We start from the raw sequence: 26,459 nt of genomic DNA on the forward strand, positions 1-26,459 counted from the left end.
GAGGAAGATCATGTGAGAAATGGGGGAATGCGCAGATGAAAACGATTGGTCTGTATCTCCATTTCCCTTTTTGTATCCGGAAATGCCGGTATTGTGATTTCCCGTCCTATGCCGGCCGGGAAAGCCGGATGGTTCCCTATTTAAGGGCTTTGTTCCGGGAAATGCAATCCTATGGCAATCTCGGGCAGGACTATGAGATTGGAACAATTTTTATGGGCGGAGGGACTCCTACTCTCTGTGACGGAGATTCCCTGGTGCGGGTACTGGACCAATGCAGGGCTTGTTTTCCGGTGCGGAAGGATGCGGAAATCACGGTGGAGTGCAATCCCGGAACGGCAGACCGGGAAAAGCTGCGGACCCTTGCAAAGGGGGGCTTCAACCGGCTCAGCATCGGGCTGCAGGCATGGCAGGACCACTTGTTGAAGTTTCTGGGGAGAATACACACACGACAGAGCTTCATCGATACCGTCCGCTCGGCACAGGAAGCCGGTTTTGCCAATCTGAGCGCAGATGTGATATTCGGTATCCCCGGACAAACCCGGGAGGAATGGACGGAGACACTGGAACAGGCCGTCGCCTGCGGTTTGACCCATCTGTCTGCCTACAGTCTGTCCATTGAGGAGGGAACCGTTTTCGGTGACTGGAAACGCAGCGGGAACCTCCGGGAAATGGATGATGACCGGGAAAGGGAACTGTATCACCGGGGGATTGCACTGCTGAAGCAGCTGGGCCTGGTGCAATACGAGATTTCCAATTTTGCGCAACAGGGCTTTGCATGCCGGCACAACCTGAATTACTGGAGAAACGGGGAATACATCGGATGCGGATGCGGGGCGCACAGTCACCTGCATTCCATGCGCTATGGGAACGGAAGAAATGTGGATACCTATATTCGCCGGATGAGTCAGGGAGAATCGGCGGTTGATTTCAGGGAAGACATTGATGATTCCACTGAGCTGTTTGAAACGCTGATGCTGGGATTCCGGCTGACAGAAGGAATCCGGAAAAACGATTTTCGGAGCCGATATGGTTTCTCCCTGCGCTCCAGGTACCCGGAAGAACTGAAGTCGCTGAAGGACAGGGGATTGTTGGAAGAGGATGAGGAAGCGTTCCGGCCTACTTCTTTGGGCCTTGATTTTGAAAATGTGATTGCATTGGCCTTTCTAAAATAATTTAATCTGGAAATGATTACAAAGTATAACAACGAATTTCGAAAAGGCTATTGACAAAAGGAGTGGATCGTGGTAATTTTAAAATGGTTTAGCACTCAATAAAGGAGAGTGCTAACAAAAGGAGGTGGGCGAGATGAAGTTGGGCGCAAGAAAGCTGAAGATTTTGCAGGCAATCATTGATGACTATATCCGGACAGCCGAACCGGTCGGATCCCGGACACTGGCCAAAAAATATGGGCTGGGCATCAGTTCTGCCACCATTCGGAATGAGATGTCCGACCTGGAAGAGATGGGGTTTTTGGAACAGCCTCATACATCTGCGGGAAGAGTCCCCTCCGACAAAGCCTACCGGTTTTATGTTGATAAGCTCATGAAGGTCCGGAGTCTGGATCAGAAGGAAGCGGAGTATATCAGGGAAACCTATGAAAGCACGATTGATCAGATTGAGCAGATTATTTTTCATACGGCTGAAACATTATCTGAGGTGACCAACTATACTTCCCTGGCCATGGCTCCCCGGCTGAGCAAGGTTACGATCCGGCATATCCAGCTGGTGCAGGTGGACGGGGAGTTTGCACTGCTGGTGATTGTAACGAGCTCCGGTATCCTCCGGGACACGTTGATCCGGATTCCTGAGGGAATCAACAATGATTATCTGTCCAGGGTTTCCAACATACTGAACGAACAGTTCCGCGGGAAGACCATTGATCAGATCGATACCGAAGATCTTGCCAATATACGGGATAAATTTCTGAAGAACAGGAAGTTTTTCAGCAGTTTGCTGGATATCCTGATACAACGATTCCGGGAGTCGGAGAAGAGAGAGGTTTATCTGGGCGGGACGACCAATATCTTCAATTTTCCGGAATACCAGGATATTATCCGCGCCCAGTCCTTTTTGAATCTCATGGAGGAAAAGGATCTGTTGTATGATATCCTTTCGAATTCCACAGAGGATGGGGTATGGGTATCCATCGGTTCGGAGAATTCCTATAATGAGCTTCACGATTGCAGTATTGTAACCGCTACCTACAGTCTGGAAGACAGGGTGCTGGGTACAATCGGATTAATCGGGCCGACAAGGATGGAGTATTCCAAGGCAATATCGGTAATGGACTATATGGGCAAGGCCCTGAGCCGATATCTGACAAGGCTGTATGGCAGGTAAGGCTGCCCTGTGGCAGGCAGACAAGAGCGGTCTTTACAGGATCGTTTTGATCAGTACGTATAATGAGGTGATGGTATGACGAAGGATAAAGCAAAAAAAGAGAAAAGAGAAAAAAAAGGCTCCATTGACAAGGGAAAAATTGAGGATTTGAAATTTTCCGGGGATACCGGCAGCCCATCCGGTTCGGATACACAGTCTGAGGGGACACAGGCCCCCGGAGATGGAAAATCAACGGACCATCCGGAAAAGGAAGAACAAGCAGGACAGCCCATGGGCGGAAAATCGGGCCAAAGCAGCCCGGCCGCCAACGATGGGGAAAAGAAGGCCCGGGAGAATGCCGGCAAGAGCTCTTTGGTTCCGGAGCTTCAGAAAAAGCTGGAGGAAACAGAGGGAAAGCGGGATGAATATTTGTCTTTGGCACAGCGGGTTCAGGCGGATTTTGACAATTACAAACGCCGCAACAAAAATGCGATAGCGGATTCCTATCATTCTGCCACAGCGGATGTTGTGGAAGCTTTTCTCCCAGTGCTGGACAACCTGGAACGAGCGATGGATTCGGTTCCCGATTCTGACACTGAGGTATCCGTGCGAAAGGGCGTTGAGATGGTGAAAAAGCAGTTCCTGGATACCTTGTCCAGGCTGGGTGTGGAGGAGATTGAAGCATTGGGCAAGCCCTTTGATCCGACATTTCACAATGCAGTGGGACAGGTGGACGGAGAGGAAGGCCAGGAAGAGAACACGGTCGCCGAAGTCCTGCAGAAGGGATATAAAATGGGAGATAAGGTAATTCGCTATAGCATGGTACATGTTGTGCGTTAATGGAATGCCCTGATGTGGTATGGAATATAAACAGGATATTCTTATTTGGTAAGCAGGAAAGAATATTATTATATAATAAGTTGTTATCGAAAATGAGGAGGAAAATTATATGGGAAAAATAGTTGGTATTGATTTGGGGACAACCAATTCATGTGTGGCCGTGATGGAAGGCGGGGAACCGACCGTCATTGCCAATGCGGAAGGCGCAAGAACCACCCCATCGGTCGTGGCTTTTGCCAAAAACGGGGAGAGGCTGGTCGGTCAGGTTGCAAAGCGTCAGGCCATTACCAATCCGGACCGTACCATATCGTCCATAAAAAGGGAAATGGGCTCCAATTACAAGAAAAAAATAGATGATAAGGATTATACTCCCCCGGAAATATCCGCCATGATCCTGATGAAGCTGAAAGAGGATGCGGAGGCCTATCTGGGTGAAAAAGTCACACAGGCTGTTATCACAGTCCCTGCATACTTCAGCGACAGTCAGAGACAGGCGACCAAGGATGCCGGAAAGATAGCAGGCCTGGAGGTTCTGCGGATCATCAACGAGCCAACAGCTGCTTCCCTGGCTTACGGCCTGGACAAGGAAGGCAATCAGAAGATTCTGGTTTATGATCTGGGCGGCGGAACCTTTGATGTTTCCATCCTGGAAATCGGGGACGGCGTATTTGAAGTGCTGGCTACCAATGGAGATACCAAGCTTGGAGGAGACGACTTTGACCAGAGAATCATTGATTATCTGGCAGAGGAATTCAAGAAGGAGAACGGCGTGGATCTGACAAAGGATAAAATGGCCATGCAGCGCCTGAAGGAAGCGGCGGAGAAGGCCAAGATCGAGCTGTCCGGTGTTATGACCAGCAATATCAATCTTCCGTTTATCACAGCGGATGCTTCCGGCCCCAAGCATCTGGATATGACCCTGAGCAGGGCAAAATTCAATGATCTGACTTCCGATCTGGTGGATCGGACCATTGGCCCGATTCAGAAAGCGTTGAAGGATGCAGGGCTTACGGCGGACGAAGTGGACAAGATTATTCTGGTTGGCGGATCCACCCGTATCCCGGCCGTTCAGGAAGCCGTCAGGAAAATCACCGAAAAGGATCCACACAAGGGGATCAATCCGGATGAGTGCGTTGCCATCGGCGCGGCTATTCAGGCCGGTGTCCTGGGCGGAGAAGTCAAGGATGTTCTGCTTCTGGATGTCACCCCGTTGTCTCTGGGCATCGAAACCCTTGGCGGGGTATGCACCAGACTGATTGACCGGAACACCACCATTCCCACCAAAAAGAGCCAGGTATTTTCCACAGCCGCAGACGGACAGTCCAGTGTGGAAATCCACGTACTTCAGGGTGAACGGGAAATGGCTGCGGATAACAAAACATTGGGCCGGTTCGTTCTTTCCGGGATTCCTGCAGCACCCAGGGGAGTTCCTCAGATTGAGGTTACCTTTGATATCGACGCCAACGGGATTGTCAACGTTTCGGCAAAGGACAAAGGCACCGGCAATGAACAAAAGGTAACCATTACGGCCTCTTCCAACCTCTCCGATAGCGAGATTGACAATGCAGTCAAGGAAGCGGAGCGCTTCTCGGAAGAAGACAAGAAGCACAAGGAAGAAATTGAGGCCAAAAACAATGCGGATTCCCTGGTTTACAACACCGAGAAATCCCTCAAGGATATGGGAGACAAGATCGATTCCGCAGAAAAGGAAAAGGTCGAAGCGGAGGTCGCCGCGACCAAAAAAGCGCTGGAATCCAATGACGCCGATACCATCAAGGCAGCAACAGAAAAGCTGACACAGGTTTCCTATGATGTCTTTGGCAAGGTTTATCAACAGCAGGCCCAGCAGCAGCAGTCCCAGGCTGGCGGAGCTGCCGGCGGACAGAGCGGACCGGGCGAAGACGCCGGCAACAGCGGCAGCACCGGAGGAAATCAGGGCGGAGACGATAATGTTGTGGATGCCGACTATGAGGTCGTTGACGACGATGAGAAAAAGGACAAGAAGGGGAAAAAATAAGTCCGGTAATTTAAAGCGATAAATTATGGACGGTATTATGGACGATAGAAAACAATTGGGTTATAATGAGAAAGCCAAGGCCAAAATGCTTTGGCTTTTTCAGAGATTATTTGAAAAATGCAAAGAATCGGATATTTTTACGGATATAGGTGGCGAATGATTTGGCAAAACGTGATTATTATGAAGTCCTGGGCTTGAGTAAAGGGGCGTCTGAGGATGAGATCAAAAAAGCTTACCGCAAACTGGCCAAAAAATACCACCCAGATCTGAATCCGGGCAACAAGGAAGCAGAGGCGGCCTTTAAAGAGGTCAACGAGGCGTATCAGGTACTGAGCAATCCAAAAGCCAGGGCACAGTATGATCAATTCGGCCATGAAGGTCCGGCAGGACATGGATTTGAGGGCTTTGACTTCGGCGGGTTCGGAGAAGGCGGTTTTGGGGATATTTTCGACATGTTTTTCGGTGGAAGCGGTTTTGGCAGCAGTACCGGGAGACGCAGCAGCGGCAGAAAGGGTCCGGCCAGAGGTTCTGATGTAAGATATGATTTGAAGATTACTTTTGAGGAAGCGGCATTTGGTACAAAAAAGGGAATTGAAGTGGTACGGATGGAGGACTGTCCGGAATGCAGGGGAACCGGAGCCAAAAGGCCCGGGGACGTCCGGACCTGTCCGAAGTGTCATGGCAGCGGCGAAGTCTCCGAGGCACAGAATACGGCCTTTGGCCGGTTCGTGAATGTCCGGGCCTGTGATCGGTGCAATGGGGAAGGTACCATCATTTCCAATCCGTGTCCCAGATGTCATGGGCGAAAACAGATCCGCCGGGTACGGAAAATCAATGTTACGATCCCTGCCGGCATTGACAACGATCAGGCCATTACCCTGCGGGGAGAAGGCGAAAAGGGAGAACGGGGCGGCCCGGCCGGAGATCTTTATGTATATATCACCGTAAAGCCCCACAAGCTCTTTAAAAGGGAAGGTTACAACCTGTACTGCGAGATTCCCATAACGTTTGGTCAGGCAGCCCTGGGCGCAGAGATTGAAATACCCACCCTGGGCGGCCGGCTGAAATATACGGTGCCGCCGGGAACCCAGACGGGCACATCCTTCCGGCTCCGTAATCAGGGCATACAGCATCTGAAGGGAAACACCCGCGGAGATTTATATGTAAAGGTGACGATTGAAGTCCCGAAACGGCTGACGGAAAAGCAAAAGGAACTGCTGAAGGAATTTGAAGAGCTGACAGGAGAAATGGATCAAAGGAAATCCTTTTTTGATAAAATGAAGGATGTATTTGGTGTATAACAATCGATATATTTGTGTATATCAGCCAAAGAAAAATGGTTGAAGGAAATAAACCTGGAAAAGGCTTGTTCAGCGGGGAGGCGTTGGAATGAACTGGGTGGAAGCGACAGTGGAAACCACGGCGATCGGTGCAGATATTGTGGCTCAGATATTTTATGAAATTCAGGTTCCGGGAGTTGTCATCGAGGGCCCGGAGGCAGTTCGCCGGGCGGAGCAGGAGTCGGGCGCCCGGGGTGATGCGGACCATTCCCTTTCCGATATGGAAGATACTGGAACGGAAGATGTGATACAGGTGAAGGCTTATATCAAAAGCGATGCCGCTCTGCATGACAAGCTGCAATTTGTAAAGGAGCGTCTCAGGCAGCTCCGGGAACAGGATTTTGGACTGGATCCGGGAACACTTCGGATGTCCCTTGAAAATGTCCGCGCAGAAGACTGGACAAATAACTGGAAAAAGTACTTTAAACCAATCAAAGTCAGTGATCGGATTGTCATCAAACCCAGCTGGGAGCAGTATGAGAAGAAACCGGGGGAGAGGGTCCTGGAAATGGATCCGGGGATGGCTTTTGGCACCGGTACCCATGAGACAACCAGGCTTTGTATCCGGATGATCGAGCGGTATCTGCAGCCCGGCAATACTGTGGTGGATATCGGATGCGGTACGGGGGTGCTGGCCATTTCGTCTGTCCTTCTGGGTGCGGCCCGGGCAGTTGCCGTGGATCTGGATGAAAATGCGGTCCGGGCAGCGAAGGAAAATATAAAGCGCAACCGGGTGGAGGATCGGGTGGAAGTCCGGAAAAGCAATCTGCTGGACGGGGTTCGGGGACAGTTTGATCTTGCGGTTTCCAACATCCTCGCAGAGACCATCCGGAAGCTTACCACATCCATAAGGGGAGTCCTGAAGCCGGGAGGCATTTTTCTTGCTTCGGGTTTGCTGTTGGATAATCTGCAGGAGGTAACCGATGCGATGCAGACAGCTGGATTGGATGTTATTGGAAAAGACGCCATGGGTGACTGGGTCGCGGTGGCATGCAGGCGCAGTGCCTAAGTGACGGCCCCGTGGCAGAATGTCCGCTGTTTCGGACCGGACTTTCCTGCTGCCGGAAGGTGCTGCCGGTACGGCATTGCCGTTTCCAGTAACGGACGGATAGGATGGAGGACAAGGAATGGAAGCAACATCCTTGAAGAGGGTTGCGTTTTATACTCTGGGATGTAAGACAAATCAATATGATTCGGAGGCCATGAAGGAGCGGTTTCTGGAAAGAGGCTATCGTGTTGTGGATTTCCGGGAAGATTCCGACGTTTATGTGGTGAATACCTGTACCGTAACGAATCTGGGCGAAAGGAAATCCCGACAGATGATTCACAGGGCACATCGGAGGAATCCCGATGCAGTCATTGCCGTTGTGGGATGCTATGCCCAGCAGGCGGCAGAGGAGGTCCTTGCCATACCCGGGGTCCGGGTGGCGTTGGGGACAAACAGCCGGAACTGCATCGTGGACTGTGTGGAAAGGTCACAGGCCATAAAGGCTCCCGTCAGTTGTGTGGAGAATATCCGGGAGGCCCGGGAGTTCGAAGACATGCCTATCCATGCCTTTGCCGGAAAAACCCGGGCTGCATTGAAAATTCAGGAAGGATGCAGCCAGTTTTGCACGTATTGCATTATCCCTTATGTACGGGGGCCAATCCGAAGCAGAAATCCGGAAAGCATCCGGAAGGAAGCAGAGCGCTTGTCGGAAGCGGGATTTCGGGAAATTGTACTGACCGGCATTCATATTGCCTCCTATGGAAGGGACCGGCAAAACACGGGGGGTACCGATTTGCTGGCCTTGCTGAAGGACCTTCATACGATTCGGGGCATCGAAAGAATACGGCTCGGCTCTTTGGAGCCTACCCTGCTTACGGATAAATTCGTAAATGAAGCCCGGGATCTGCCGAAAATATGCCGGCATTACCATATCTCCCTGCAGAGCGGATGCGATGCAACCCTGAAGCGGATGAACCGGAGATATACCACAGCGGAATATCGGGAAATTGTCCGGCGCCTGCGATGCGCCATTCCGGAAGTCGCTGTTACGACTGACATTATGGTAGGCTTTCCGGGAGAAACGGAAGAGGAGTTTGCTGCCACCTGTGCATTTGCCGAATCCATGGAATTCAGCAAAATTCACGTATTTCCCTATTCCCCCAGGGAGGGAACGCCGGCGGCGTCCTTTGAACATCAGGTTCCCCCGGAAGTCAGGGAATGCCGGAGCCGGAAAATGGTGGCTCTGAGCCGGAAGCTGGAACAGAACTATATGGAGCAGTTTATCGGCCGGAGGGGGATCGTTTTGTTTGAAAAGGCATATAACGGTAAAGAAGGGCTTATGGAAGGACATACGGATCATTATATCAAGGCTCTGGTACCAGGCGGGCCGGAGCTGGAAGGGAAATTGCTGCCGGTACTCTTCGGCGGAAGGGAGAAGGACTGTCTGACCGGTCATGTTACCGGAACGGATGCCCGACAGCCCTGACAGCGGATCGCCATTGTTCCGGCGGCATCATGGCCGGCATTTCGGAAGGTTTGCGGTGTAATGATTCGGTACGGTATCGCCGATGGGAAACGGTTCCGTGCTTCCGGGGAAACCAACAGTATCAAAGGAAAGAGAAAAAAGAGAAGGAGGAGCTGTATGGAGGATTGTTTGTTTTGCAGAATTGTAAACCGGGAGATTCCGTCCCGGATTGTGTATGAGGATGAGGATGTACTGGGATTTTATGATATTGAGCCAATCGCGCCGGTTCATGTGTTGCTGATCCCGAAAATACATATAGCCTCTCTGAATGAGCTGACCGATGAACACAACGATCGGATCGCCCATCTGACCCGTGTCATACCGGAAGTGGCGGAGAAACTGGGCATCCGGGAAAGTGGTTATCGCGTGGTTGTCAACTGTGGGAAGGATTCCGGACAGGCAGTGCCCCACCTGCATTATCACATCCTGGGAGGCAAAGCGCTGAAAAACAATTTTGGCTCGTAAAATTACGGCAGGAACGGTTGACATGGTAAATTGCAATGAGGTATAATATACTATGTTGTAGTTTCTATATATTTCCCATAGTTTACCGCCCGATTGAGGGGTAATTGTGCTAGCGGAGGGAGGGAAAGCAAGATGTCTGAGATCAGAGTAGGGGAAAACGAATCATTGGAGAGCGCTTTGAAACGATTTAAGAAAAAATGCTCCAAAGCTGGCGTCATGGCGGAAGTGCGCAGAAGAGAACACTATGAAAAGCCCAGTGTCCGGAGGAAGAAGAAATCAGAGGCTGCTCGCAAGAGAAAGTATTAGGAAGTGTTGGAAATGTCCCTTAAAGACCGATTGCTGGAAGATATGAAATCTGCCATGAAAGAGAAGGATACCATCCGAAAGTCGACCATTACCATGGTTCGTGCCTCCATCCTTCAAAAGGAAAAGGACGAAAAAGTCAAACTGGACGATGCTGGGGTGGTTGGGATCATTGCGAAGGAAGTCAAACAGCGCAGGGATTCCATTCCGGAGTTTGAGAGGGGGAATCGCCCCGATTTGGTTGACAAGCTCAACACGGAAATCAACATATTGATGGAGTACCTTCCTCAACAGCTGACAGAGAAGGAAATTGAGAAAATTGTCGTGCAGACGATTTCCGAGGTCGGCGCCACAGGCATGAAAGATATGGGAAAGGTTATGGGAGCTCTGATGCCCAGGCTGAAAGGCAGGGCGGATGGCAAGCTGATCAACGGAATTGTAAGGAAACATTTGCAATAATAAAAGCCCGGTGTTTGTCCGGGCTTTTTTGGTACAAACATGGGAACGGGGTGATGGAATGAAACAGAGGACATGGATTGTTTTTATTCTGGCGGGACTGCTGCTTTGGATGAGCCTGCCGAATCCTGCTTTTGCTGCAAACAGCCGACAAACCGGATCCGTTGTTTTTCTGAAAGTCGGGACGGATCCGGATGCTTCCACCCGGACTGTTGAGTTTTTGACACGTCCTGAAGTATCTACTGCTCTGCTGATTCTTGCCATTCTCGCCATGGTGACGGAGATATTTGCCCAGGGCTTTGGGCTTCCCGGCCTGATCAGCATTGTTGCCTTTGCCCTGTATTTTGGCGGAGGCTTTCTTGCCGGTAGTGCGGAATGGTGGCCCGTCCTGCTGTTTCTTATCGGAGCGATACTGCTCGTGGTTGAAACGGTGATACCGGGGTTCGGAATTTTTGGCGTCAGCGGCATTGCAGCATTGCTTGTCGGTGTTGTGTTTGCTGCTCCTACTCCCAGGCAGGGAATCGTCAGTCTGTGCATTGCTCTTGCTGCTGCAGCTGTGCTGATCCCCATTCTTTACAAGCTTCTGGGAGGGCCTGTATTTTCCCGGCGTTTTGTCCTTCACGAAGCGGAAACAGCGGACAGGGGATATATCAGCAAGGAACCGGATACCGGGCTGGTAGGCAAAGTTGGAGAGGTCCTGGCTCCCCTGCGGCCTTCCGGGGCGATCCGGGTTGACGGAAGAAATATGGATGCCCAGTCCGATGGCCAGTACCTTCCGACAGGCACCCGGATCCGGGTTGTCCGGGTGGAAGGAGCGAAAATTGTTGTTGAGCCGGTGGCAGAGCAGAAGGATTGTGAAAGCTGAGCCGGCATCATATAAAAAAAGGGGGAAAATTCATGCAGATATTGATTCCAATTATCGTGATTGTTGTTGTCTTTGTCGTGGCTCTCATTCTGGCTTTTGTACCGCTTGGTCTGTGGATATCCGCCCGTGCAGCCGATGTCCGGATCGGTATTTTCAATCTCATTGGTATGCGTCTGCGCCGTGTGGTCCCGTCCAGGATTGTCAATCCGTTGATCAAGGCCACCAAGGCAGGGATTGCAGTCAGTGTGGACAAATTGGAAGCGCATTATCTGGCGGGCGGGAATGTGGACCGCGTTGTCAATGCGTTGATTGCAGCACAAAGAGCTGATATTCCACTGGAGTTTCAGCGGGCAGCCGCCATTGATCTGGCCGGAAGGGATGTTCTGGAGGCCGTACAGATGAGCGTCAATCCAAGGGTCCTGGAGACGCCTCAGGTTTCCGCGATGGCAAAGGACGGCATCGAGGTCATCGTCAAGGCAAGAGTGACGGTCCGGGCCAATATTGACCGGCTGGTGGGCGGCGCCGGGGAAGAGACGATCCTGGCCCGTGTCGGGGAAGGCATTGTCACCACCGTTGGTTCCTCGGTATCGCATAAAGCGGTATTGGAGAATCCGGACAGCATTTCCCAGACAGTACTGAATAAGAGTCTTCATTCCGGAACGGCGTTTGAAATCCTGTCCATTGACATAGCCGATGTGGACGTGGGCAGAAATATCGGTGCCCAGCTTCAGACGGATCAGGCGGAAGCGGATAAACGGATTGCTCAGGCCAAGGCGGAGGAAAGAAGAGCCATGGCGGTTGCCAAGGAGCAGGAGATGAAGGCAGCTGTTCAGGAGATGAAGGCCAAGGTCGTGGAAGCGGAGGCGGAAGTACCCAAAGCGATGGCTTCTGCCCTTCGGGAAGGAAAACTGGGCGTGATGGACTATTACAATATGAAAAATGTGATGGCGGATACCGGGATGCGGGATTCCATATCCAGAATGGGCAAGGAGGAAACTCCGCCGGACATTAAGAAAAAATAAACCGCATTCAAAGGGGGACCATGTATGGCGACCATTCTGATGTTTGTTATATTTGGAATTATAATCCTGCGTTCGGTGAAGCGGACGCGTTCCTCCTCTCCGCCTCCGAACCGGTCGGCGTTTCCGCCCGGGAAATCACCGCACCCGTCGGCGGTTTCACCCGGGTATCCGATGAAGACAAAAGCTCACACCACAAAGGCTCATGCCGGGGATTCGTCTTTCCGCCGGCAGGTCGCTGCGGCGAAAGTTTCGGAGCCTTTATCCGGAAGCGGGACATTTTCATCGGAGTCTGAGAATGTGGGGGAAATCCCCATTCAGATCGTTTCCCTCGATGAGGAAAAAAAGAAGCACCACGGGCTGGACCTTTCGGAAAGCGGAATCCTGAACGGCATCATTCTTTCGGAAATCCTGGGCCCGCCCATGGCACGGAGAAACCGGATCCGGTGATTGCAGGGACAAAGGTCCCGGCCGAATCAACATAACAATATGGAAATCCTGAAAAACTGGAATGAGGGGATCATTCTAGTTTTTTCTTTTTGCGCATATGATCTATTGACGGGAGGTGTATTTATGCGCAGAAAAAGATTGGAAGATGCGAAATCCACGGTATCCGAAATGTTTGACCTTCCCAGGGAAATCATGCTGAATCTGCCCAGGATCACCATGATCGGCAGTAATCAGATGATTGTGGAAAACCATAAAGGCGTCATTGAATATACACCGGAAAGGATACGGGTCAATTCCTCCATTGGGGTGATACGGGTTCAGGGAAAGGATATGAAGCTGAAGAATATTGCCACGGACGATATCATGATCACCGGCGGAATGAAGGCAATCGAATTTATTTAGGAGAGAAAACGGAATGATCTTTTATATACTGTGGAATTATCTGGTTGGTTACGTGAAGATCCGGGTGGACGGGTTATCCCTGGAAAAGTTCATTAACCTGACGGTCAGTAAAGGAATCCGCCTTTGGGGAATCAATCGGGAGAGCTATACTTCCCTGACAGCCAATATCGGCATGCGTGATTTTCACCAGCTTCATTCCATATCCCATAAAACACGATGCAGGATACGGATTGAGGAAAAGCGCGGGCTTCCCTTTGTCATGCATCGATATCGGCACAGAAAAATGCTGGCGGTTGGTATGATTGCTTTCCTGGCCATATTATATGGCTTTTCCTGCTTTATCTGGACTGTCGATGTGCAAGGAACAAAGAAGGTGGATCCCCGGACGGTTCGGAAAGAGCTGGACTCCCTTGGAATCCGCCCGGGTGTGTATAAAAGGAATATTAATACCATGTCCGTTGAAAATTCCCTGATCGTTACCATTCCGGAGTTATCCTGGGCCAGTCTGGAGATCAAGGGAAGCCGGGCCATCCTGCGGGTAAGGGAATCGACGCAGCCGCCGGATTTTGTGGACAAGGAAACGCCGTCGGATATCATTGCTTCCAGGGACGGCATTATTCAGAATATGATTGTTCTGGACGGTCAGGCAGTGGTGGAGGAAGGGCAGACCGTCCGCAGAGGTCAGCTTCTGGTAACCGGCATCATAGACCATCCGGATTCGATTGGTTTACGGTATGTTCATTCCATGGGTCAGATCAAGGCCAGGACCTGGTATGAGGATACGGCGGAACTGTCGTTGAAGCAGCCATACCGGCAGAGAACGGGCCGCAGCGCGCAAATGAAATATATTGGGTGGAACAGGTTTAAGGTTCCTTATCGCAAGGAGGAAATTCCCTTTGAGGATTATGATGTGGAGGTCCGGGAAGATGGGATCCTGATTACCGAGACCTATTATGAGGTAAAAAAGATTCATTGGGAGCAGGACAGGGAACTGGCAAAGGAGAAGGTGAAAGAGCTTATTGAGGAAAAAATCCGGGAGAAAATACCGCAGGGAGCGAAAGTGATTGACAAAAAGTTCAAATACGATATGATAGAAGGAGAGAAACTGACTGCCCTGGTTTATATTGAAGCACTGGAAGATATCGGGCAGCAGCGGACAATTGAGATACAATAGGAGGATTTCGCGTTTGAAGAGCTCGTTGCATGAGCAGGTAATGGACATTGGCAGCATAGAGGCACTGATGGCTCTTTTCGGGAATTTTGATCAGAATATAAAATTCATTGAGGAGGAGGTTGGTGTAAAAATCACCGCCAGGGCAACCCGGCTCGAGATTACCGGGGAGGAGGAGCGGGTGAAGCTGGCGGTCCGCGTTATACAGGAACTCCTGGATATGATCCAAAATCATGAGACCCTGAATATTTCCAGGATCGATTATGCCATACAGCTGGCCCGTTCCGGCAAGGAAGATGTGATCCATGAGCTGATGACCGATGTGATCTGCGTCAACAACAGGGGACAGCAGGTCCGATGCAAAACTCTGGGGCAGAAGCGGTATGTGCAGGCCATTTCCCAAAATGATATTGTTTTCGGGATTGGGCCGGCCGGTACGGGGAAAACCTATCTGGCCATGGCTATGGCCGTTACCGCTTTCCGGAACAAGGAAGTCCGCCGGATTGTGCTGACCCGTCCGGCAGTGGAGGCGGGCGAGAAGCTGGGCTTTCTTCCCGGCGATCTGCAGAACAAGGTTGATCCCTATCTGCGGCCGCTTTACGATGCCCTGTATGACCTGCTGGGAACGGAGACCTATAACAAGCTGATGGAGCGGGGCGTCATCGAAATCGCTCCCCTGGCTTATATGAGGGGACGTACTCTGGATGATTCCTTTATCATTCTGGATGAAGCGCAGAATACGACCTCTGAGCAGATGAAGATGTTTTTGACGCGGCTCGGACAGGGCTCCAGGGCTATCGTTACCGGAGATATTACGCAGATGGATCTGCCATCAGGGAAGAAATCCGGGCTGGTGGAAGCCTCCCATATTCTGCAGGGGATCAAGGGGCTGGAGTTTGTTTACCTGACTCACAAGGATGTTGTTCGGCATGAGCTGGTGATGCGGATTATCGAAGCCTATGGGCGTTATGAAAAGAAAACGCAAATGGGGGGAAGAACAAAAAAGCAAACCGGAGAGGAGAATAAGAAATGAGTCCGACTGCTCTTCGCAGGGACAAGCCGTTGCGTCCGGCAGGGACATTCCATTTTCTTTCCCATCCCTATTTCTGGGATTTTTTGATTGCTCTGTTGACCTTTTTTCTGATTTTTCTGCTCATTCTGGCTTGCCTGACCCCGGAGCGATACGAGCTGAAAGCCGGGGATATTCCAGGCGAACCCATTGCTGCTCCCAGGGATATTGCAGATGAAAAGGCCACCCGGGAAAGAAGGGAGTATGCCAGGGAACGGGTCAATGATATCTATACTTTGGATCAGATGATTACAAAGGATGTGGTTTCCGGAATCGATGCTATGTTTCATGGTATGGATTCCACCAGGGAAGCTGCTGCCGGCAGAACGAAAAAGTGGGATGAGCTGAGGGAGAACAGCATAAAAGCCTGGGAAGAGGCTCAAAGGCAGGACCTGCAGTCCCAGCAGACGCCGGCTGGGCCGCAGCCAACTCCTTTACCGGAGAAACCGGATGACAGCCAGCTTTATGATGAGGCGTTTTTTCAGGAAGTGCAGAAGATGTTTCCCGCCCAGCTGGCAAAAGATGATATCCTGATGATTATCAAGGCGGATCCGAAGAATCTGGACCGATTGAGGCAGGAGCTGACCAATACCGTGAGGGATATGTTGAGAACCGGCATCAAACAGGAACAGCTGTCGGGGTTTAAAGTCGATCTGCGGGAGGCGGTTCAGGAAATGGAGATTCCCGATGAATTGAAATCCCTTGGCATTACCATCGGCATTTCCCAATTGAAGGCAAATCTTCTTTATGATCCGGAGAAAACGCAGGAGGAAAAGCAGAAGGCGGCAGATAACGTGGAGGAAGTGGTTTATAAAAGGGGCCAGTTTATTGCCCAGGCCGGTCAGCCTGTCACGAAGGATCAAATCACCATGCTGGCGGAACTGGGACTGCTGAAGGACGATAAAGTGGATGTTCCGCTTTTTGCCGGCATTGCCCTGTCTGTTTTTTCCTGTCTGGTTCTGTCTGCATTCTATGTGATTTATTTTGAGAAGGAACTGCTTCAAAAGCCTTTGATCCTGCTGATGATCAGTACGATTCTTTGCCTGGTCCTGGGGGTGACGTATTTTACTTCCCGTCTGAATTTTTATCTGATTCCTGCCGCGATGGCGGGGATGCTGCTTACGGTGCTGCTAAATGCCCGCATCGGGATCGTGTTCAACATGATTACGGCGTTGCTGGTTGGCCTGATGTATGGAATGCAGCTGGCTCCGGTTATCCTGACGGCATTCGGCGGCATGGTGGGGATCTGCCTGCTCCGGTCCATTCAGCAGAGAAACTCCCTGGTATGGGCTGGTCTCGGAATAGCAGCCGGCAATATGCTGGCCGCAGGTTCCTCGGGACTTTTGACAGCCGGGGGAGGGACAGGCCTGTTTATCAGCTCCCTGTGGGGAGCTCTGGGAGGTTTGATCGCAGCAGTGCTTGCCACGGGGACCCTGCCGGTCTGGGAGAATCTGTTTGGCATTGTGACTCCCATGAAGCTGGTGGAACTCAGCAATCCCAATCAGCCCATATTGAAGCGTTTGCTGGTGGAGACCCCGGGCACCTACCATCACAGCGTTATTGTGGCCAATCTGGCGGAAAGGGCTGCGGATGCCATTGGCGCCAATGGCCTGCTGGCAAGGGTCGGCTCCTATTATCATGATATCGGTAAGCTGGAACGCCCCTATTATTTCAGGGAAAATCAACTATATGAGGATAATCCGCATGACCGGCTGGATCCCATGCTGAGCACCCGGATTATCACCTCCCATGTAACGGATGGCATCAAACTGGCGAAGGAATATAATGTTCCTCCGGTGCTGTTTGACTTTATTCTGCAGCATCATGGCACCACTCCGGTGATATATTTTTACCATAAGGCAAAGAATAACAGCAACGGGGATGCGGAGATCCGGCTGGATGATTTCCGATATCCCGGCCCCAGGCCCACCAGCAGGGAAACAGCTATTGTCATGCTGGCGGATACAACGGAGGCAGCGGTGCGGGCCATGACGGAGCATACACCGGACAAGGTGGAGGAGCGGATTCGCACCCTTATGCGGGAGAAACTGGATGATGGGCAGTTTGAGAACTGTGACCTGACCATAAAGGACATGAACGTCATCGCAATTACTTTTGCCCGCGTCATCACCGGTATTTTCCACGACCGGGTAAAATACCCGGAAATAGATTTGAAGGAAGAAAGAGAGAACCATTGATATGACGTTATGGATAGACAACCGACAGGAATTTCTGACGGCAGACCTGCAGGATTTTTTCGAGCGGATTCTGCGGCAGACTCTGAGAAGTCTGAAGCTGGATATTCAGGCGGAAGTCAGCCTGGTGCTGGTGGACAATGCACAAATCCGGCAATTGAACCGGGAGTACCGGGGAAAGGATGCGGCTACGGATGTCCTTTCCTTTCCGCAGATTGAATTGTCTCCTTCCGGCGAATTCCCGGATCGGGAAACCCTGGAGGAGAACCGGGATCCGGGTACCGGAGAAGCGGTTCTCGGGGACATCGCCCTGTCCGTGGAAAGAGCGATGGAACAGGCAGATGAATATGGACACGGCATAGAGCGGGAGCTTGCTTTTCTTATGGTTCACGGGCTTCTCCATCTTCTGGGCTATGACCATGAGAAAGGAAAAGAGATGGAGCAGATCATGAACCGTCTGCAGGAAACCATTCTTCAGGCATTGGATCTTTCCAGGGAGCGGAAGTCGAAAGAACCCTGATTGTTTCAGGAGAGAAGGACCATACCATGAAATCCAGGAAATTAACAGACAGTTTCAATTATGCCATCCGGGGGCTCCTGCATTGTCTCAGGACCCAGCGGAATATGAGGATTCACTTTGTCGTTGCAGCTCTGGTTCTCCTGCTGGCCATTCTCACGAAGGTTTCGGCCCTGGAGACCGTCGTACTGCTTCTGTGCATTGGTGCGGTCATCATGGCGGAGATGATCAACACGGCAATCGAAACCGCTGTGGATCTGGCGCACAGCAGCTATCACCCCCTGGCGGCCATTGCAAAGGATGTGTCAGCCGGAGCGGTCCTTGTGGCATCTGTCCTGTCTGCGGTGGTCGGATGCATTATATTCTATGATGATCTGCGGAATATTACGTTTACTGTGACCAATAAAGTAAAACATATGCCGATACATATTACCATCATCAGTCTGATCGTTGTTACCATTGCCGTAATTGCCGGGAAGGCATGGAGCAGGAAGGGCACGTTTCTCCGGGGCGGCATGCCCAGCGGACACAGTGCACTGGCGATGTCCCTTCTGACATCCATTATTTTTCTGAGTAAAGGTGCGGCCATCCCCTTTCTGGCTGCTGCCCTTACCGTGATGGTGATGCACAGCCGTCTGGAGGCAGGAGTGCACACCCTGTGGGAGATTATTGTGGGAGCATTGCTGGGCTTCTTCCTGACGGTGTTGATCTTTCAGATGGCAGTTTGAATATCCGTCTGAGGCATGCGCGTTCATGCAGGTATTTGAATCAGATTGGAACAGGAGGGATCCATTATGCCGGATAATCCGGATTATCAGCTTCTGATCAACAAGGCTCTGGAGGCCCGGAGTCATGCCTATGTGCCATATTCCGGACTTCATGTCGGAGCTGCGCTTCTGTGTGAAGACGGGGAAATCCACACAGGGGCCAATGTGGAAAATGTGAGCTATGGTGCCACCTGCTGTGCGGAGCGCAGTGCGGTTTTTCACGCAGTTTCGGAGGGAAAGAGGAAGTTTTCGGCGATTGCAGTGGTTTCCGACATGGATAAACCGATTTTTCCCTGCGGGATCTGCAGGCAGGTCCTTGCAGAATTCCGGGTTCCCATAGTTGTTGCAGGAAACAGGGCAGGAAAGTATCGGATTTACCGGACGGAAGATCTTCTGCCTCATGCATTTACAGAGTTTAACGCCTGATTTTCATGGATATTATAAAAGAAGGAAGTGATCATTTGTCGGAGTTTCGTTCCGGCTTTCTTGCCCTGATCGGCAGGCCTAATGTGGGAAAATCTACCCTGATGAATACCCTCATTGGGGAGAAAATCGCCATTGTTTCCGATAAGCCCCAGACCACTCGAAACCGGATTCAATGTATTCTGACGCGGGAAGACTATCAGATTATATTTGTTGATACGCCGGGCATTCACCGTCCCAAAAACAAACTGGGCGAGTATATGGCGCAGGCTGCCCGGGATTCCCTTTCCGATATGGAAGCGATCCTGTTCGTTGTGGACGCAGCAGACGGCATCGGTGCAGGAGACCGGCGGATTGCCGGACGCCTGAAGGAACTGCGTGTTCCTGTCATTTTGGCTGCCAATAAAATGGATATTGCCAATCCGGAGAAGACGAGAGCCCGGATAAAGGATTTGGCGGAGGTTTGTCCTTTTGCGGAAATCGTTGAGGTTTCTGCGAAGCAGGGTTTCAATATGGATTCGCTGGAGCAAAAGCTGGTTTCCTTTTTGCCGGAAGGTCCGAAGTATTATCCGGATGATATGGTGACGGATCAGCCCGAACGGGCCATTCTGGCTGAAATTATACGGGAAAAGGCATTGCAGCTGCTGCAGCAGGAGGTTCCCCATGGCATTGGCGTGGAAATGGAAAAAATACAGGAAAGGGAAGACAAGGGCCTGGTGGAAGTTTATGCTTCCATTCTCTGCGAAAAGTCTTCCCATAAGGGAATTGTCATCGGCAAAGGCGGTCAGATGCTGAAATCGATCGGGAGCATGGCAAGGAAGGATATGGAATCGCTTATGGGCGAAAAGGTTTTTCTGAAGCTGTTTGTAAAAGTAAAGAATGACTGGCGCAATGATTCGAATACGTTGAAAAGCCTTGGTTACAGCCCGCATAAATGATGCATATATATGGAAATAAATTCAAAATCGGATGAATTTACATGGAATAGTGTATTTTTGAGCCGGGCAATCTATGAACAGGAGTAAATTGATCCACAAAAAAAGGAGGCATTTTGATTGTTGCAGTTATTGTGGAATATGTTCAGGGAAACCGGCAGGATCAATGTCTATTTGTTTTACAAGGCATTGGAGAAAGAAAGCGTATCGGGCGAAACAGAGGAAGAAGCAGATGCTGTACCGGAGAAAAATGCGCCGGAAGTTGCGGGCGGGAATACGGTGATGGGGTTGAGGTTACAGATAAAAGATCCGCTGTAACAAATTATTTTTGAATTATGCAGCCTGTGGCTGCCAATATATTTGCTGTAAGGAAGGGTATGGGATGAAGTTTGTTCACACACAGGGAGTGGTACTTCGAACTGCCGATCGAAATGAGGCGGATCGTCTGTTGACGGTTCTGTCTCCGGAGCTTGGCAGGATCCTTGTTCTGGCCCGTGGTTGCAGAAAGCCGAAAAGCAAGTTTCTGTCCTGTTCTCAGTTATTCTGCTACGGTGATCTGATTCTGCAGTCTTACCGGGATATTTACATTATGAGTCAGGCAGAGGTCCGGAACTCTTTCTTTGATATCCGAAGTGATATGGAGAGATTTTCCTGTGCGACATATATCGCCAATTTAACAGAAGAGGTAGCAACCACAGGGGAAAGTAATTTTCCTCTTTTTCGGCTGCTTCTGGCGGGCCTGAGCTATTTCGCATTTGGAGAAAAGGATCTGGCAGGAAGAATGCTGATCTATGAACTGAAACTGATGGATTTGATCGGGTATCGTCCGGTTCTGGGCACCTGTGTGATCTGTGGGAATCGTCCCGTTGGTTCTGCTTTTTCTTTCCGGCCGGAGCAGGGCGGGCTGGTTTGTGAAAACTGCAGGGGGTCGGACTCTTCCGGGATTCCGATTTCCCGGGAAACATCCCGGATGATGCAGAAGATTCTGGACGCGGACATTGACGAATGTTTCCGTATTTTCGTTTTGCCCGGGGAAAAAGAGCAGATGAACCGGATTCTTCCCGCCTATATCGAACAAAAGCTGGAAAAGAAAATCAAATCAAGGGACTTTTTGAAATCCTTTTTCATTTGATGTCTTGACCATTTGTCGAAAATTCTGTATGATATGTATGATATAAAAGAAATTGGTCGACTGGGACAGATCCGGGACAGAGAGCCCTGTTTCCTGTTCCTGAGACAGAACCTGTTGTGTTGTATGGAAGCTTTTGGCTTACATATATGGAAGAAACAGAAAAGCTAAGGAGGAAAGTCTATGTCCAACAAGTATGTTTACCTCTTTAAAGAGGGCAACGCGGGCATGAGAAATCTATTGGGAGGAAAAGGAGCCAATCTGGCAGAAATGACAAATCTTGGTCTTCCGGTTCCTCAGGGATTCACCGTTACGACGGAGGCATGTACCCGTTATTATCAGGATAACAAAACCATTGCACAGGATATCATGGATCAGATTTATGAGGCACTGGAAACCACCGAGAACGTTATCGGCAAAAAATTCGGGAATCTTGAGAATCCCTTCCTGGTATCCGTTCGCTCCGGTGCCCGGGCTTCCATGCCCGGAATGATGGATACCATTCTGAATCTGGGCCTGAATGACGTTGCAGTCCAGGGTGTGGCCAAACTGACCAACAACGAAAGATTTGCCTATGACAGCTACCGCAGATTTATTCAGATGTTTTCTGATGTTGTTATGGAAATCGACAAGACAAAGTTTGATGCCATACTGGATGCAGTAAAAGAAGAAAACAATGTAACAATGGATACGGAACTGACGGCAGAAAATCTGAAAGAAGTGGTCCGCCGGTTTAAGGAGCTCTATAAGCAGGAAAAGGAGGAAGAATTCCCGCAGGATCCCAAGGTGCAGCTGCTGGAAGCCGTCAAGGCTGTTTTCCGTTCCTGGGACAATCCCAGAGCGAATGTTTACAGAAGGATGAACGATATCCCCAGCGACTGGGGTACCGCCGTCAACGTACAGGCCATGGTATTCGGAAATATGGGTGAGGATTCCGGGACAGGCGTGGCGTTTACCCGTGATCCGGCCACCGGGGAAAAACGGCTGTACGGGGAATATCTGATGAATGCCCAGGGAGAGGATGTCGTCGCCGGCATTCGCACCCCTCAGCCGATTTCCCATCTGGAGCAGACCAATCCGAAGGTATACAAGCAATTTGTCAGCATTGCGGAGACCCTGGAACAGCATTATAAGGATATGCAGGATATGGAGTTTACCATTGAAAAAGGGAAACTCTATATGCTTCAGACACGGAACGGAAAGCGCACGGCAACCGCTGCGGTAAAAGTCGCCGTGGATCTGGTTTCCGAAGGCCTGCTGACCAGGGAGGAAGCCATTCTGAAGGTGGAGCCGAAGCAATTGGATGCCCTGCTGCATCCGACGTTCCAGGCAAAGGCACTGAAAGAAGCACAGCCCATTGCAAAGGGTCTGCCTGCATCCCCCGGTGCGGCTGCCGGTGCCGTGTACTTTACTGCCGAAGCCGCTACAAAAGCTGAGGAAAACGGGGAAAAGGTCATCCTGGTACGGGAGGAGACTTCACCGGAAGACATTGAAGGAATGTATTCCTCAGAAGGAATTCTGACGGCCCGGGGCGGTATGACATCCCACGCAGCAGTGGTGGCCCGTGGAATGGGTACCTGCTGTGTAGCCGGATGTTCGGAGATCGTTGTGGATGAAAAGGCCAAAACCTTTACTGCCAAAGGCAAAACGTATCATGAAGGGGACGAGATTTCCCTGGACGGCAGTACCGGTTATGTATACAGCGGCAGCATTGCCACAGAGGCAGCTTCCATGGCCGGCGATTTCGGAACCCTGATGGATTGGGCCGATGACATCCGGACCATGAAGGTCATGTCCAATGCGGATTCCCCCAAGGATGCACGCCAGGCCGTAAAGTTCGGCGCAGAGGGCAACGGGCTTTGCCGTACCGAGCATATGTTCTTTGATCCGGATCGGATTACCGCATTCCGCAGGATGATTGTCGCGACCAATGAAGCCGACAGAAGGAAAGCCCTTGCAGGGATTCAGCCGATGCAGAAAGACGACTTCAAGGGGATTTTTGAGGCAATGGAAGGGAAGCCGGTTGTCATCCGTCTTCTGGATCCGCCGCTTCACGAATTCCTGCCTCATGAAGACGGGGAGATTCGGGAGTTGGCCGGTAAACTGGACCTCACCTTTGAAGAGCTGAAGTCCGTTGTGCTCAGCCTGAAGGAGATCAATCCCATGCTTGGTCACCGTGGATGCCGTCTGGCAGTTACCTATCCGGAGATTGCCGAGATGCAGACAACCGCCATTATCGAAGCTGCTCTGGAGGTCAAAAAGGAAAAAGGCTATGATATTGTACCGGAGATCATGATTCCTCTGATCTGTGATATCAAGGAGCTGAAATACGTCAAGAAGATTATTACGGGAGCCGCGGATCAGGTAATCAAAAAATCCGGCATGGACATGAAATATATGGTCGGTACCATGATCGAGATTCCGAGGGCCGCCCTGACAGCAGATCAGATCGCCGAGGAAGCAGAGTTCTTCTCCTTCGGGACCAATGATCTGACCCAGATGACCTATGGCCTGAGCCGGGATGATGCCGGCAAGATTCTGGACAAGTATTACGATGCCAAGATCTTTGAATCGGATCCGACTGCCAGGCTGGATCAGGTGGGCGTCGGCAAGCTGATGAAGATTGCGGTGGAGCTTGGAAAGAAGACCCGCCCCGATATTAAGCTGGGCATCTGCGGAGAGCACGGCGGAGATCCCAGTTCCATTGAGTTCTGCTATCGGATCGGTCTGCAGTATGTTTCCTGCTCTCCCTTCCGTGTGCCGATTGCCAGACTGGCTGCCGCACAGGCTGTCGTCAAATACGGTCCGGTGAAGTAAATAATACTTTCCTGCACTTACGATAACAGCAGCGCTCTGTTGTTTTAAAAACAACAGAGCGCTGCTGTTTTTTTGGCAAACCAGAAAGTCGAACCGTTCTGATTTTCTTTTTGAAATTATCCAAAACATACAAGTTGCATAATCCGTCTGTCCGGTCATATAATAGAGATACGAACATATGTTCCATAACAAGATGATTGGGTGGTTTTTGGATTGAATGGAAAAGAAAGAATCATACTGCATGTTGATGTGAATTCTGCATACCTGAGCTTTGAAGCGGTTCACAGGCTTCAGCACGGGACCGCTGTGGATGTAAGGGAGATTCCGTCTGCAGTGGCCGGATCGCAGGCTACCCGCCATGGGATCATATTGGCCAAGAGTCTCCCTGCAAAGGCATACGGGGTGAAGACCGGGGAGGCGAGCTGGGAGGCAAAACGGAAATGTCCAGGCATTGTGCTGATTCCTCCGGATTATCCTCTTTATATGTGCTGTCACAGAGCTTTGGTTCAGCTGCTGAAGGATTACAGCGACAAGGTTCAGGTGTTCAGCATTGATGAGTGCTTTATGGAGGTTCCCGGGACGTTGGCAAAAGAGGAAAGCGTCCGTTTTGCCCATCGGATCCGGGAACGTATCCGGCAGGAGCTTGGCTTTACGGTAAGCGTTGGGGTCAGTACCAATAAACTGCTGGCAAAAATGGGCTCGGAGCTCAGAAAACCGGATGCGGTTTCCACATTGTTTCCGCCTGAGGTGGAAAAAAAGATGTGGCCGCTGCCGGTGGAGGATTTATATGGTGTCGGCAGGGCTGCTGCTGCAAAGCTGCATCGGTATGAAATCCATACCATTGGAGATCTTGCGGGGACGGATGTCAAGCTGCTGGGCTATCTGTTTAAGAGTTACAGCAGGGATCATGGGCAGCTGCTGTGGGAATATGCCCATGGTGTGGAGCATTCGGATATCATGACCTCGGGGCCGCCGGCAAAAAGTATCGGCAATTCCTGCACGGTTCATTTCGACGTGGAGGATCAGGAAACGGCACATGCTGTTCTGCTGTCCCTGGCGGAAACAGTCGGCATGCGCCTGCGGCTGGCAAATCTGTGCGGCCGGGTCATCGGGGTATCCATTCGGAAGTCCGGCGATCTGGTTACTTACAGCCATCAGGTAAAAATACAATCCTCCATAGACTGCACGGACGCAATTTATGAATATTGCAGGAGGCTGTTTGATGCAGCGTGGAAAGGTGAGCCCATCCGCGGCCTGGGGGTATGGGTAAATGATTTGTCGTCGGCAGGCTATATCCAGTTGTCTGCATTGGAAAAGGACTGGGATGAAAAGAAAAAGGTGGACCGGACGGTGGATGCCATAAGGGCGAAGTATGGGCCTTTCTCCATTGTACGGGGGAACTTTGTTCAAAGCGGGCTCACTCCCCTGACCGGCGGAACAGGCGGAGATGCAGGCTTTCCGGTCATGACAAGTATTCTGTAAGGACGGTGCTGTTTTTATGAAGATCCGGATGAAAAGATTGAAAATGATATTCTGGACGGATGAAAACGGGCGGATTACGCCGATCCGATTTTTGATGAGACAAGACGATGCCTCGGTGATCAAGGTTGGCTCCATTCGGGTGATGGAACGAAAAGAGGAGAAGCTGGCCGGCAACCGAATGCTGATTTTTCTATGCCAAAGTGTTGTGGCAGGACAGGAAAAGGTTTTTGAGCTGAAATATGAAATTGCAACATGCCGGTGGTTTTTATATAAAATGTAAAGGCCGTGGATGAAATGGCTGCATCAATCCCATAGCTTGACGCATATTTCCGGAAATAGAACAGATAATAACTTTAAAGAAGAAGGAAAGGAGAATTCTAATGTCTCAGCTGAATCAAATGGAGCTCCAAAATCTCCGACACTTAATCGGCGCACAGGAAACCTCGTACAACAAAATGCAGACCTATGCACAGCAGGCGACCGATTCGCAGGTGCGGGATTATTTTGAAAAATCCGCACAGAGTGCGCAGAGCACCAAACAGCAGTTGCTGTCATTCTTAAACTAGGAGGGAAATGAATGTTAGAGGAAAAAGCAATGGTCAATGATGCCTTATCCGGGGTGAAAAGCGAACTGACCTTTTACTCCAGTGCCATCTCAGAGTGTTCGAATACAAATCTTCGATCCACTCTGCAGCAGATTCGCGATAATTGCGAAACTTCGCAATATGAGCTTTATCAGCTGGCCAGTTCCAAAGGATATTATGTGCCTGCGGCTCAGGCAAATGATTCTGAGGTTCAGCAGGTAAAATCAGAAGTCAGATAAAATTGTGACCTGAATCGGGTCCCCGGAAATACCGGGGACTTTTTTTGCGCATTTCGGCGTTGTCCGGCAACATTACCATTCATTATCCATCTTTTATGAACCGGGCTTTTTATTAGAATATTATAAAATGAGAAAGTCAGCG

At 50.7% G+C, this 26,459-nt stretch carries 28 protein-coding genes; all 28 read left to right on the forward strand.

What is annotated here, in order from left to right:
* The first annotated feature begins 35 nt into the window (after positions 1-35).
* The 28 genes from hemW (at position 36) to QBE55_08635 (ending at position 26,317) form a co-directional block, all read left to right on the forward strand.
* Complete coding sequence (gene hemW, locus QBE55_08500) at positions 36-1,172, forward strand: radical SAM family heme chaperone HemW (protein WZL77608.1); 1,137 nt, start codon at positions 36-38, stop codon at positions 1,170-1,172.
* A gap of 133 nt (positions 1,173-1,305) precedes the next feature.
* Positions 1,306-2,340 (forward strand): heat-inducible transcriptional repressor HrcA, encoded by a 1,035-nt coding sequence (hrcA, locus tag QBE55_08505; GenBank protein WZL77609.1) that lies wholly within the window; start codon positions 1,306-1,308, stop codon positions 2,338-2,340.
* A gap of 75 nt (positions 2,341-2,415) precedes the next feature.
* Positions 2,416-3,159: a nucleotide exchange factor GrpE gene (grpE, locus tag QBE55_08510; GenBank protein ID WZL77610.1), complete on the forward strand. Its 744-nt coding sequence runs from the start codon at positions 2,416-2,418 to the stop codon at positions 3,157-3,159.
* 109 nt (positions 3,160-3,268) lie between these two features.
* Entirely contained in the window at positions 3,269-5,176 is a 1,908-nt protein-coding gene (gene dnaK / locus QBE55_08515) for a molecular chaperone DnaK (GenBank protein WZL77611.1), read from the forward strand.
* A gap of 161 nt (positions 5,177-5,337) precedes the next feature.
* Positions 5,338-6,477, forward strand: a complete 1,140-nt coding sequence (dnaJ, locus tag QBE55_08520; protein WZL77612.1) for a molecular chaperone DnaJ — start codon at positions 5,338-5,340, stop codon at positions 6,475-6,477.
* An 88-nt stretch (positions 6,478-6,565) separates the two neighbouring features.
* Positions 6,566-7,525, forward strand: a complete 960-nt coding sequence (gene prmA / locus QBE55_08525) for a 50S ribosomal protein L11 methyltransferase (protein ID WZL77613.1) — start codon at positions 6,566-6,568, stop codon at positions 7,523-7,525.
* A gap of 133 nt (positions 7,526-7,658) precedes the next feature.
* Positions 7,659-8,990 (forward strand): tRNA (N(6)-L-threonylcarbamoyladenosine(37)-C(2))-methylthiotransferase MtaB, encoded by a 1,332-nt coding sequence (gene mtaB, locus QBE55_08530; protein ID WZL79900.1) that lies wholly within the window; start codon positions 7,659-7,661, stop codon positions 8,988-8,990.
* Between the two features lie 156 nt (positions 8,991-9,146).
* The gene (locus QBE55_08535; protein ID WZL79901.1) at positions 9,147-9,494 is read left to right on the forward strand and encodes a histidine triad nucleotide-binding protein; all 348 of its coding nucleotides are present in this window, start codon (positions 9,147-9,149) and stop codon (positions 9,492-9,494) included.
* 132 nt (positions 9,495-9,626) lie between these two features.
* A complete protein-coding gene (gene rpsU, locus QBE55_08540) occupies positions 9,627-9,800 on the forward strand; it encodes a 30S ribosomal protein S21 (protein WZL77614.1) in 174 nt (57 codons plus the stop codon).
* 12 nt (positions 9,801-9,812) lie between these two features.
* Positions 9,813-10,256 carry a GatB/YqeY domain-containing protein gene (locus QBE55_08545; protein WZL77615.1) on the forward strand — a complete coding sequence of 148 codons (444 nt, stop codon included), beginning with the start codon at positions 9,813-9,815 and terminating at the stop codon, positions 10,254-10,256.
* A 58-nt stretch (positions 10,257-10,314) separates the two neighbouring features.
* Positions 10,315-11,118, forward strand: coding sequence for an NfeD family protein (locus QBE55_08550; GenBank protein ID WZL77616.1), 804 nt, complete (start codon positions 10,315-10,317; stop codon positions 11,116-11,118).
* Positions 11,119-11,150: 32 nt separating this feature from the next.
* A complete protein-coding gene (floA, locus tag QBE55_08555; GenBank protein WZL77617.1) occupies positions 11,151-12,140 on the forward strand; it encodes a flotillin-like protein FloA in 990 nt (329 codons plus the stop codon).
* A 24-nt stretch (positions 12,141-12,164) separates the two neighbouring features.
* A complete protein-coding gene (locus QBE55_08560) occupies positions 12,165-12,587 on the forward strand; it encodes a hypothetical protein (protein ID WZL77618.1) in 423 nt (140 codons plus the stop codon).
* A gap of 123 nt (positions 12,588-12,710) precedes the next feature.
* Positions 12,711-12,989, forward strand: a complete 279-nt coding sequence (gene yqfC, locus QBE55_08565; GenBank protein WZL77619.1) for a sporulation protein YqfC — start codon at positions 12,711-12,713, stop codon at positions 12,987-12,989.
* Between the two features lie 13 nt (positions 12,990-13,002).
* The gene (yqfD, locus tag QBE55_08570) at positions 13,003-14,163 is read left to right on the forward strand and encodes a sporulation protein YqfD (protein WZL77620.1); all 1,161 of its coding nucleotides are present in this window, start codon (positions 13,003-13,005) and stop codon (positions 14,161-14,163) included.
* A 40-nt stretch (positions 14,164-14,203) separates the two neighbouring features.
* The gene (locus tag QBE55_08575) at positions 14,204-15,193 is read left to right on the forward strand and encodes a PhoH family protein (GenBank protein WZL79902.1); all 990 of its coding nucleotides are present in this window, start codon (positions 14,204-14,206) and stop codon (positions 15,191-15,193) included.
* A complete protein-coding gene (locus QBE55_08580) occupies positions 15,190-17,427 on the forward strand; it encodes an HDIG domain-containing protein (protein WZL77621.1) in 2,238 nt (745 codons plus the stop codon). Before QBE55_08575 ends, QBE55_08580 begins: the two co-directional genes overlap by 4 nt.
* A gap of 1 nt (position 17,428) precedes the next feature.
* Entirely contained in the window at positions 17,429-17,944 is a 516-nt protein-coding gene (gene ybeY, locus QBE55_08585) for an rRNA maturation RNase YbeY (protein ID WZL77622.1), read from the forward strand.
* 26 nt (positions 17,945-17,970) lie between these two features.
* Positions 17,971-18,669, forward strand: a complete 699-nt coding sequence (locus QBE55_08590; GenBank protein ID WZL77623.1) for a diacylglycerol kinase — start codon at positions 17,971-17,973, stop codon at positions 18,667-18,669.
* Between the two features lie 66 nt (positions 18,670-18,735).
* Positions 18,736-19,134, forward strand: coding sequence for a cytidine deaminase (locus QBE55_08595; protein WZL77624.1), 399 nt, complete (start codon positions 18,736-18,738; stop codon positions 19,132-19,134).
* Between the two features lie 101 nt (positions 19,135-19,235).
* Positions 19,236-20,069, forward strand: coding sequence for a GTPase Era (gene era / locus QBE55_08600; protein ID WZL79903.1), 834 nt, complete (start codon positions 19,236-19,238; stop codon positions 20,067-20,069).
* Positions 20,070-20,186: 117 nt separating this feature from the next.
* Positions 20,187-20,384, forward strand: a complete 198-nt coding sequence (locus QBE55_08605; protein WZL77625.1) for a YqzL family protein — start codon at positions 20,187-20,189, stop codon at positions 20,382-20,384.
* Positions 20,385-20,448: 64 nt separating this feature from the next.
* Complete coding sequence (gene recO / locus QBE55_08610) at positions 20,449-21,198, forward strand: DNA repair protein RecO (protein ID WZL77626.1); 750 nt, start codon at positions 20,449-20,451, stop codon at positions 21,196-21,198.
* 180 nt (positions 21,199-21,378) lie between these two features.
* The gene (gene ppdK, locus QBE55_08615) at positions 21,379-24,012 is read left to right on the forward strand and encodes a pyruvate, phosphate dikinase (protein ID WZL77627.1); all 2,634 of its coding nucleotides are present in this window, start codon (positions 21,379-21,381) and stop codon (positions 24,010-24,012) included.
* Positions 24,013-24,225: 213 nt separating this feature from the next.
* On the forward strand, positions 24,226-25,494 hold the full coding sequence (locus tag QBE55_08620; protein ID WZL77628.1) for a DNA polymerase IV: 1,269 nt from the start codon (positions 24,226-24,228) through the stop codon (positions 25,492-25,494).
* A 28-nt stretch (positions 25,495-25,522) separates the two neighbouring features.
* Entirely contained in the window at positions 25,523-25,774 is a 252-nt protein-coding gene (locus QBE55_08625; GenBank protein ID WZL77629.1) for a hypothetical protein, read from the forward strand.
* A gap of 100 nt (positions 25,775-25,874) precedes the next feature.
* A complete protein-coding gene (locus QBE55_08630; protein ID WZL77630.1) occupies positions 25,875-26,060 on the forward strand; it encodes a hypothetical protein in 186 nt (61 codons plus the stop codon).
* 11 nt (positions 26,061-26,071) lie between these two features.
* Positions 26,072-26,317, forward strand: coding sequence for a spore coat protein (locus tag QBE55_08635; protein WZL77631.1), 246 nt, complete (start codon positions 26,072-26,074; stop codon positions 26,315-26,317).
* The last annotated feature ends 142 nt before the right edge of the window (positions 26,318-26,459 follow it).

This window comes from Eubacteriales bacterium mix99 (assembly GCA_038396605.1).
Taxonomy (GTDB): Bacteria; Bacillota; Clostridia; order Caldicoprobacterales; family DTU083; genus UBA4874.

Bases quoted from the DNA above. Each gene is read 5' to 3' on its own strand.
- hemW (WZL77608.1), top strand. From the start codon at position 36: ATGAAAACGATTGGTCTGTATCTCCATTTCCCTTTTTGTATCCGGAAA.
- hrcA (WZL77609.1), top strand. From the start codon at position 1,306: ATGAAGTTGGGCGCAAGAAAGCTGAAGATTTTGCAGGCAATCATTGAT.
- grpE (WZL77610.1), top strand. From the start codon at position 2,416: ATGACGAAGGATAAAGCAAAAAAAGAGAAAAGAGAAAAAAAAGGCTCC.
- dnaK (WZL77611.1), top strand. From the start codon at position 3,269: ATGGGAAAAATAGTTGGTATTGATTTGGGGACAACCAATTCATGTGTG.
- prmA (WZL77613.1), top strand. From the start codon at position 6,566: ATGAACTGGGTGGAAGCGACAGTGGAAACCACGGCGATCGGTGCAGAT.
- QBE55_08535 (WZL79901.1), top strand. From the start codon at position 9,147: ATGGAGGATTGTTTGTTTTGCAGAATTGTAAACCGGGAGATTCCGTCC.
- rpsU (WZL77614.1), top strand. From the start codon at position 9,627: ATGTCTGAGATCAGAGTAGGGGAAAACGAATCATTGGAGAGCGCTTTG.
- QBE55_08545 (WZL77615.1), top strand. From the start codon at position 9,813: ATGTCCCTTAAAGACCGATTGCTGGAAGATATGAAATCTGCCATGAAA.
- QBE55_08550 (WZL77616.1), top strand. From the start codon at position 10,315: ATGAAACAGAGGACATGGATTGTTTTTATTCTGGCGGGACTGCTGCTT.
- floA (WZL77617.1), top strand. From the start codon at position 11,151: ATGCAGATATTGATTCCAATTATCGTGATTGTTGTTGTCTTTGTCGTG.
- QBE55_08560 (WZL77618.1), top strand. From the start codon at position 12,165: ATGGCGACCATTCTGATGTTTGTTATATTTGGAATTATAATCCTGCGT.
- yqfC (WZL77619.1), top strand. From the start codon at position 12,711: ATGCGCAGAAAAAGATTGGAAGATGCGAAATCCACGGTATCCGAAATG.
- yqfD (WZL77620.1), top strand. From the start codon at position 13,003: ATGATCTTTTATATACTGTGGAATTATCTGGTTGGTTACGTGAAGATC.
- QBE55_08575 (WZL79902.1), top strand. From the start codon at position 14,204: ATGGACATTGGCAGCATAGAGGCACTGATGGCTCTTTTCGGGAATTTT.
- QBE55_08580 (WZL77621.1), top strand. From the start codon at position 15,190: ATGAGTCCGACTGCTCTTCGCAGGGACAAGCCGTTGCGTCCGGCAGGG.
- ybeY (WZL77622.1), top strand. From the start codon at position 17,429: ATGACGTTATGGATAGACAACCGACAGGAATTTCTGACGGCAGACCTG.
- QBE55_08590 (WZL77623.1), top strand. From the start codon at position 17,971: ATGAAATCCAGGAAATTAACAGACAGTTTCAATTATGCCATCCGGGGG.
- QBE55_08595 (WZL77624.1), top strand. From the start codon at position 18,736: ATGCCGGATAATCCGGATTATCAGCTTCTGATCAACAAGGCTCTGGAG.
- era (WZL79903.1), top strand. From the start codon at position 19,236: ATGAATACCCTCATTGGGGAGAAAATCGCCATTGTTTCCGATAAGCCC.
- recO (WZL77626.1), top strand. From the start codon at position 20,449: ATGAAGTTTGTTCACACACAGGGAGTGGTACTTCGAACTGCCGATCGA.
- ppdK (WZL77627.1), top strand. From the start codon at position 21,379: ATGTCCAACAAGTATGTTTACCTCTTTAAAGAGGGCAACGCGGGCATG.
- QBE55_08625 (WZL77629.1), top strand. From the start codon at position 25,523: ATGAAAAGATTGAAAATGATATTCTGGACGGATGAAAACGGGCGGATT.
- QBE55_08630 (WZL77630.1), top strand. From the start codon at position 25,875: ATGTCTCAGCTGAATCAAATGGAGCTCCAAAATCTCCGACACTTAATC.
- QBE55_08635 (WZL77631.1), top strand. From the start codon at position 26,072: ATGTTAGAGGAAAAAGCAATGGTCAATGATGCCTTATCCGGGGTGAAA.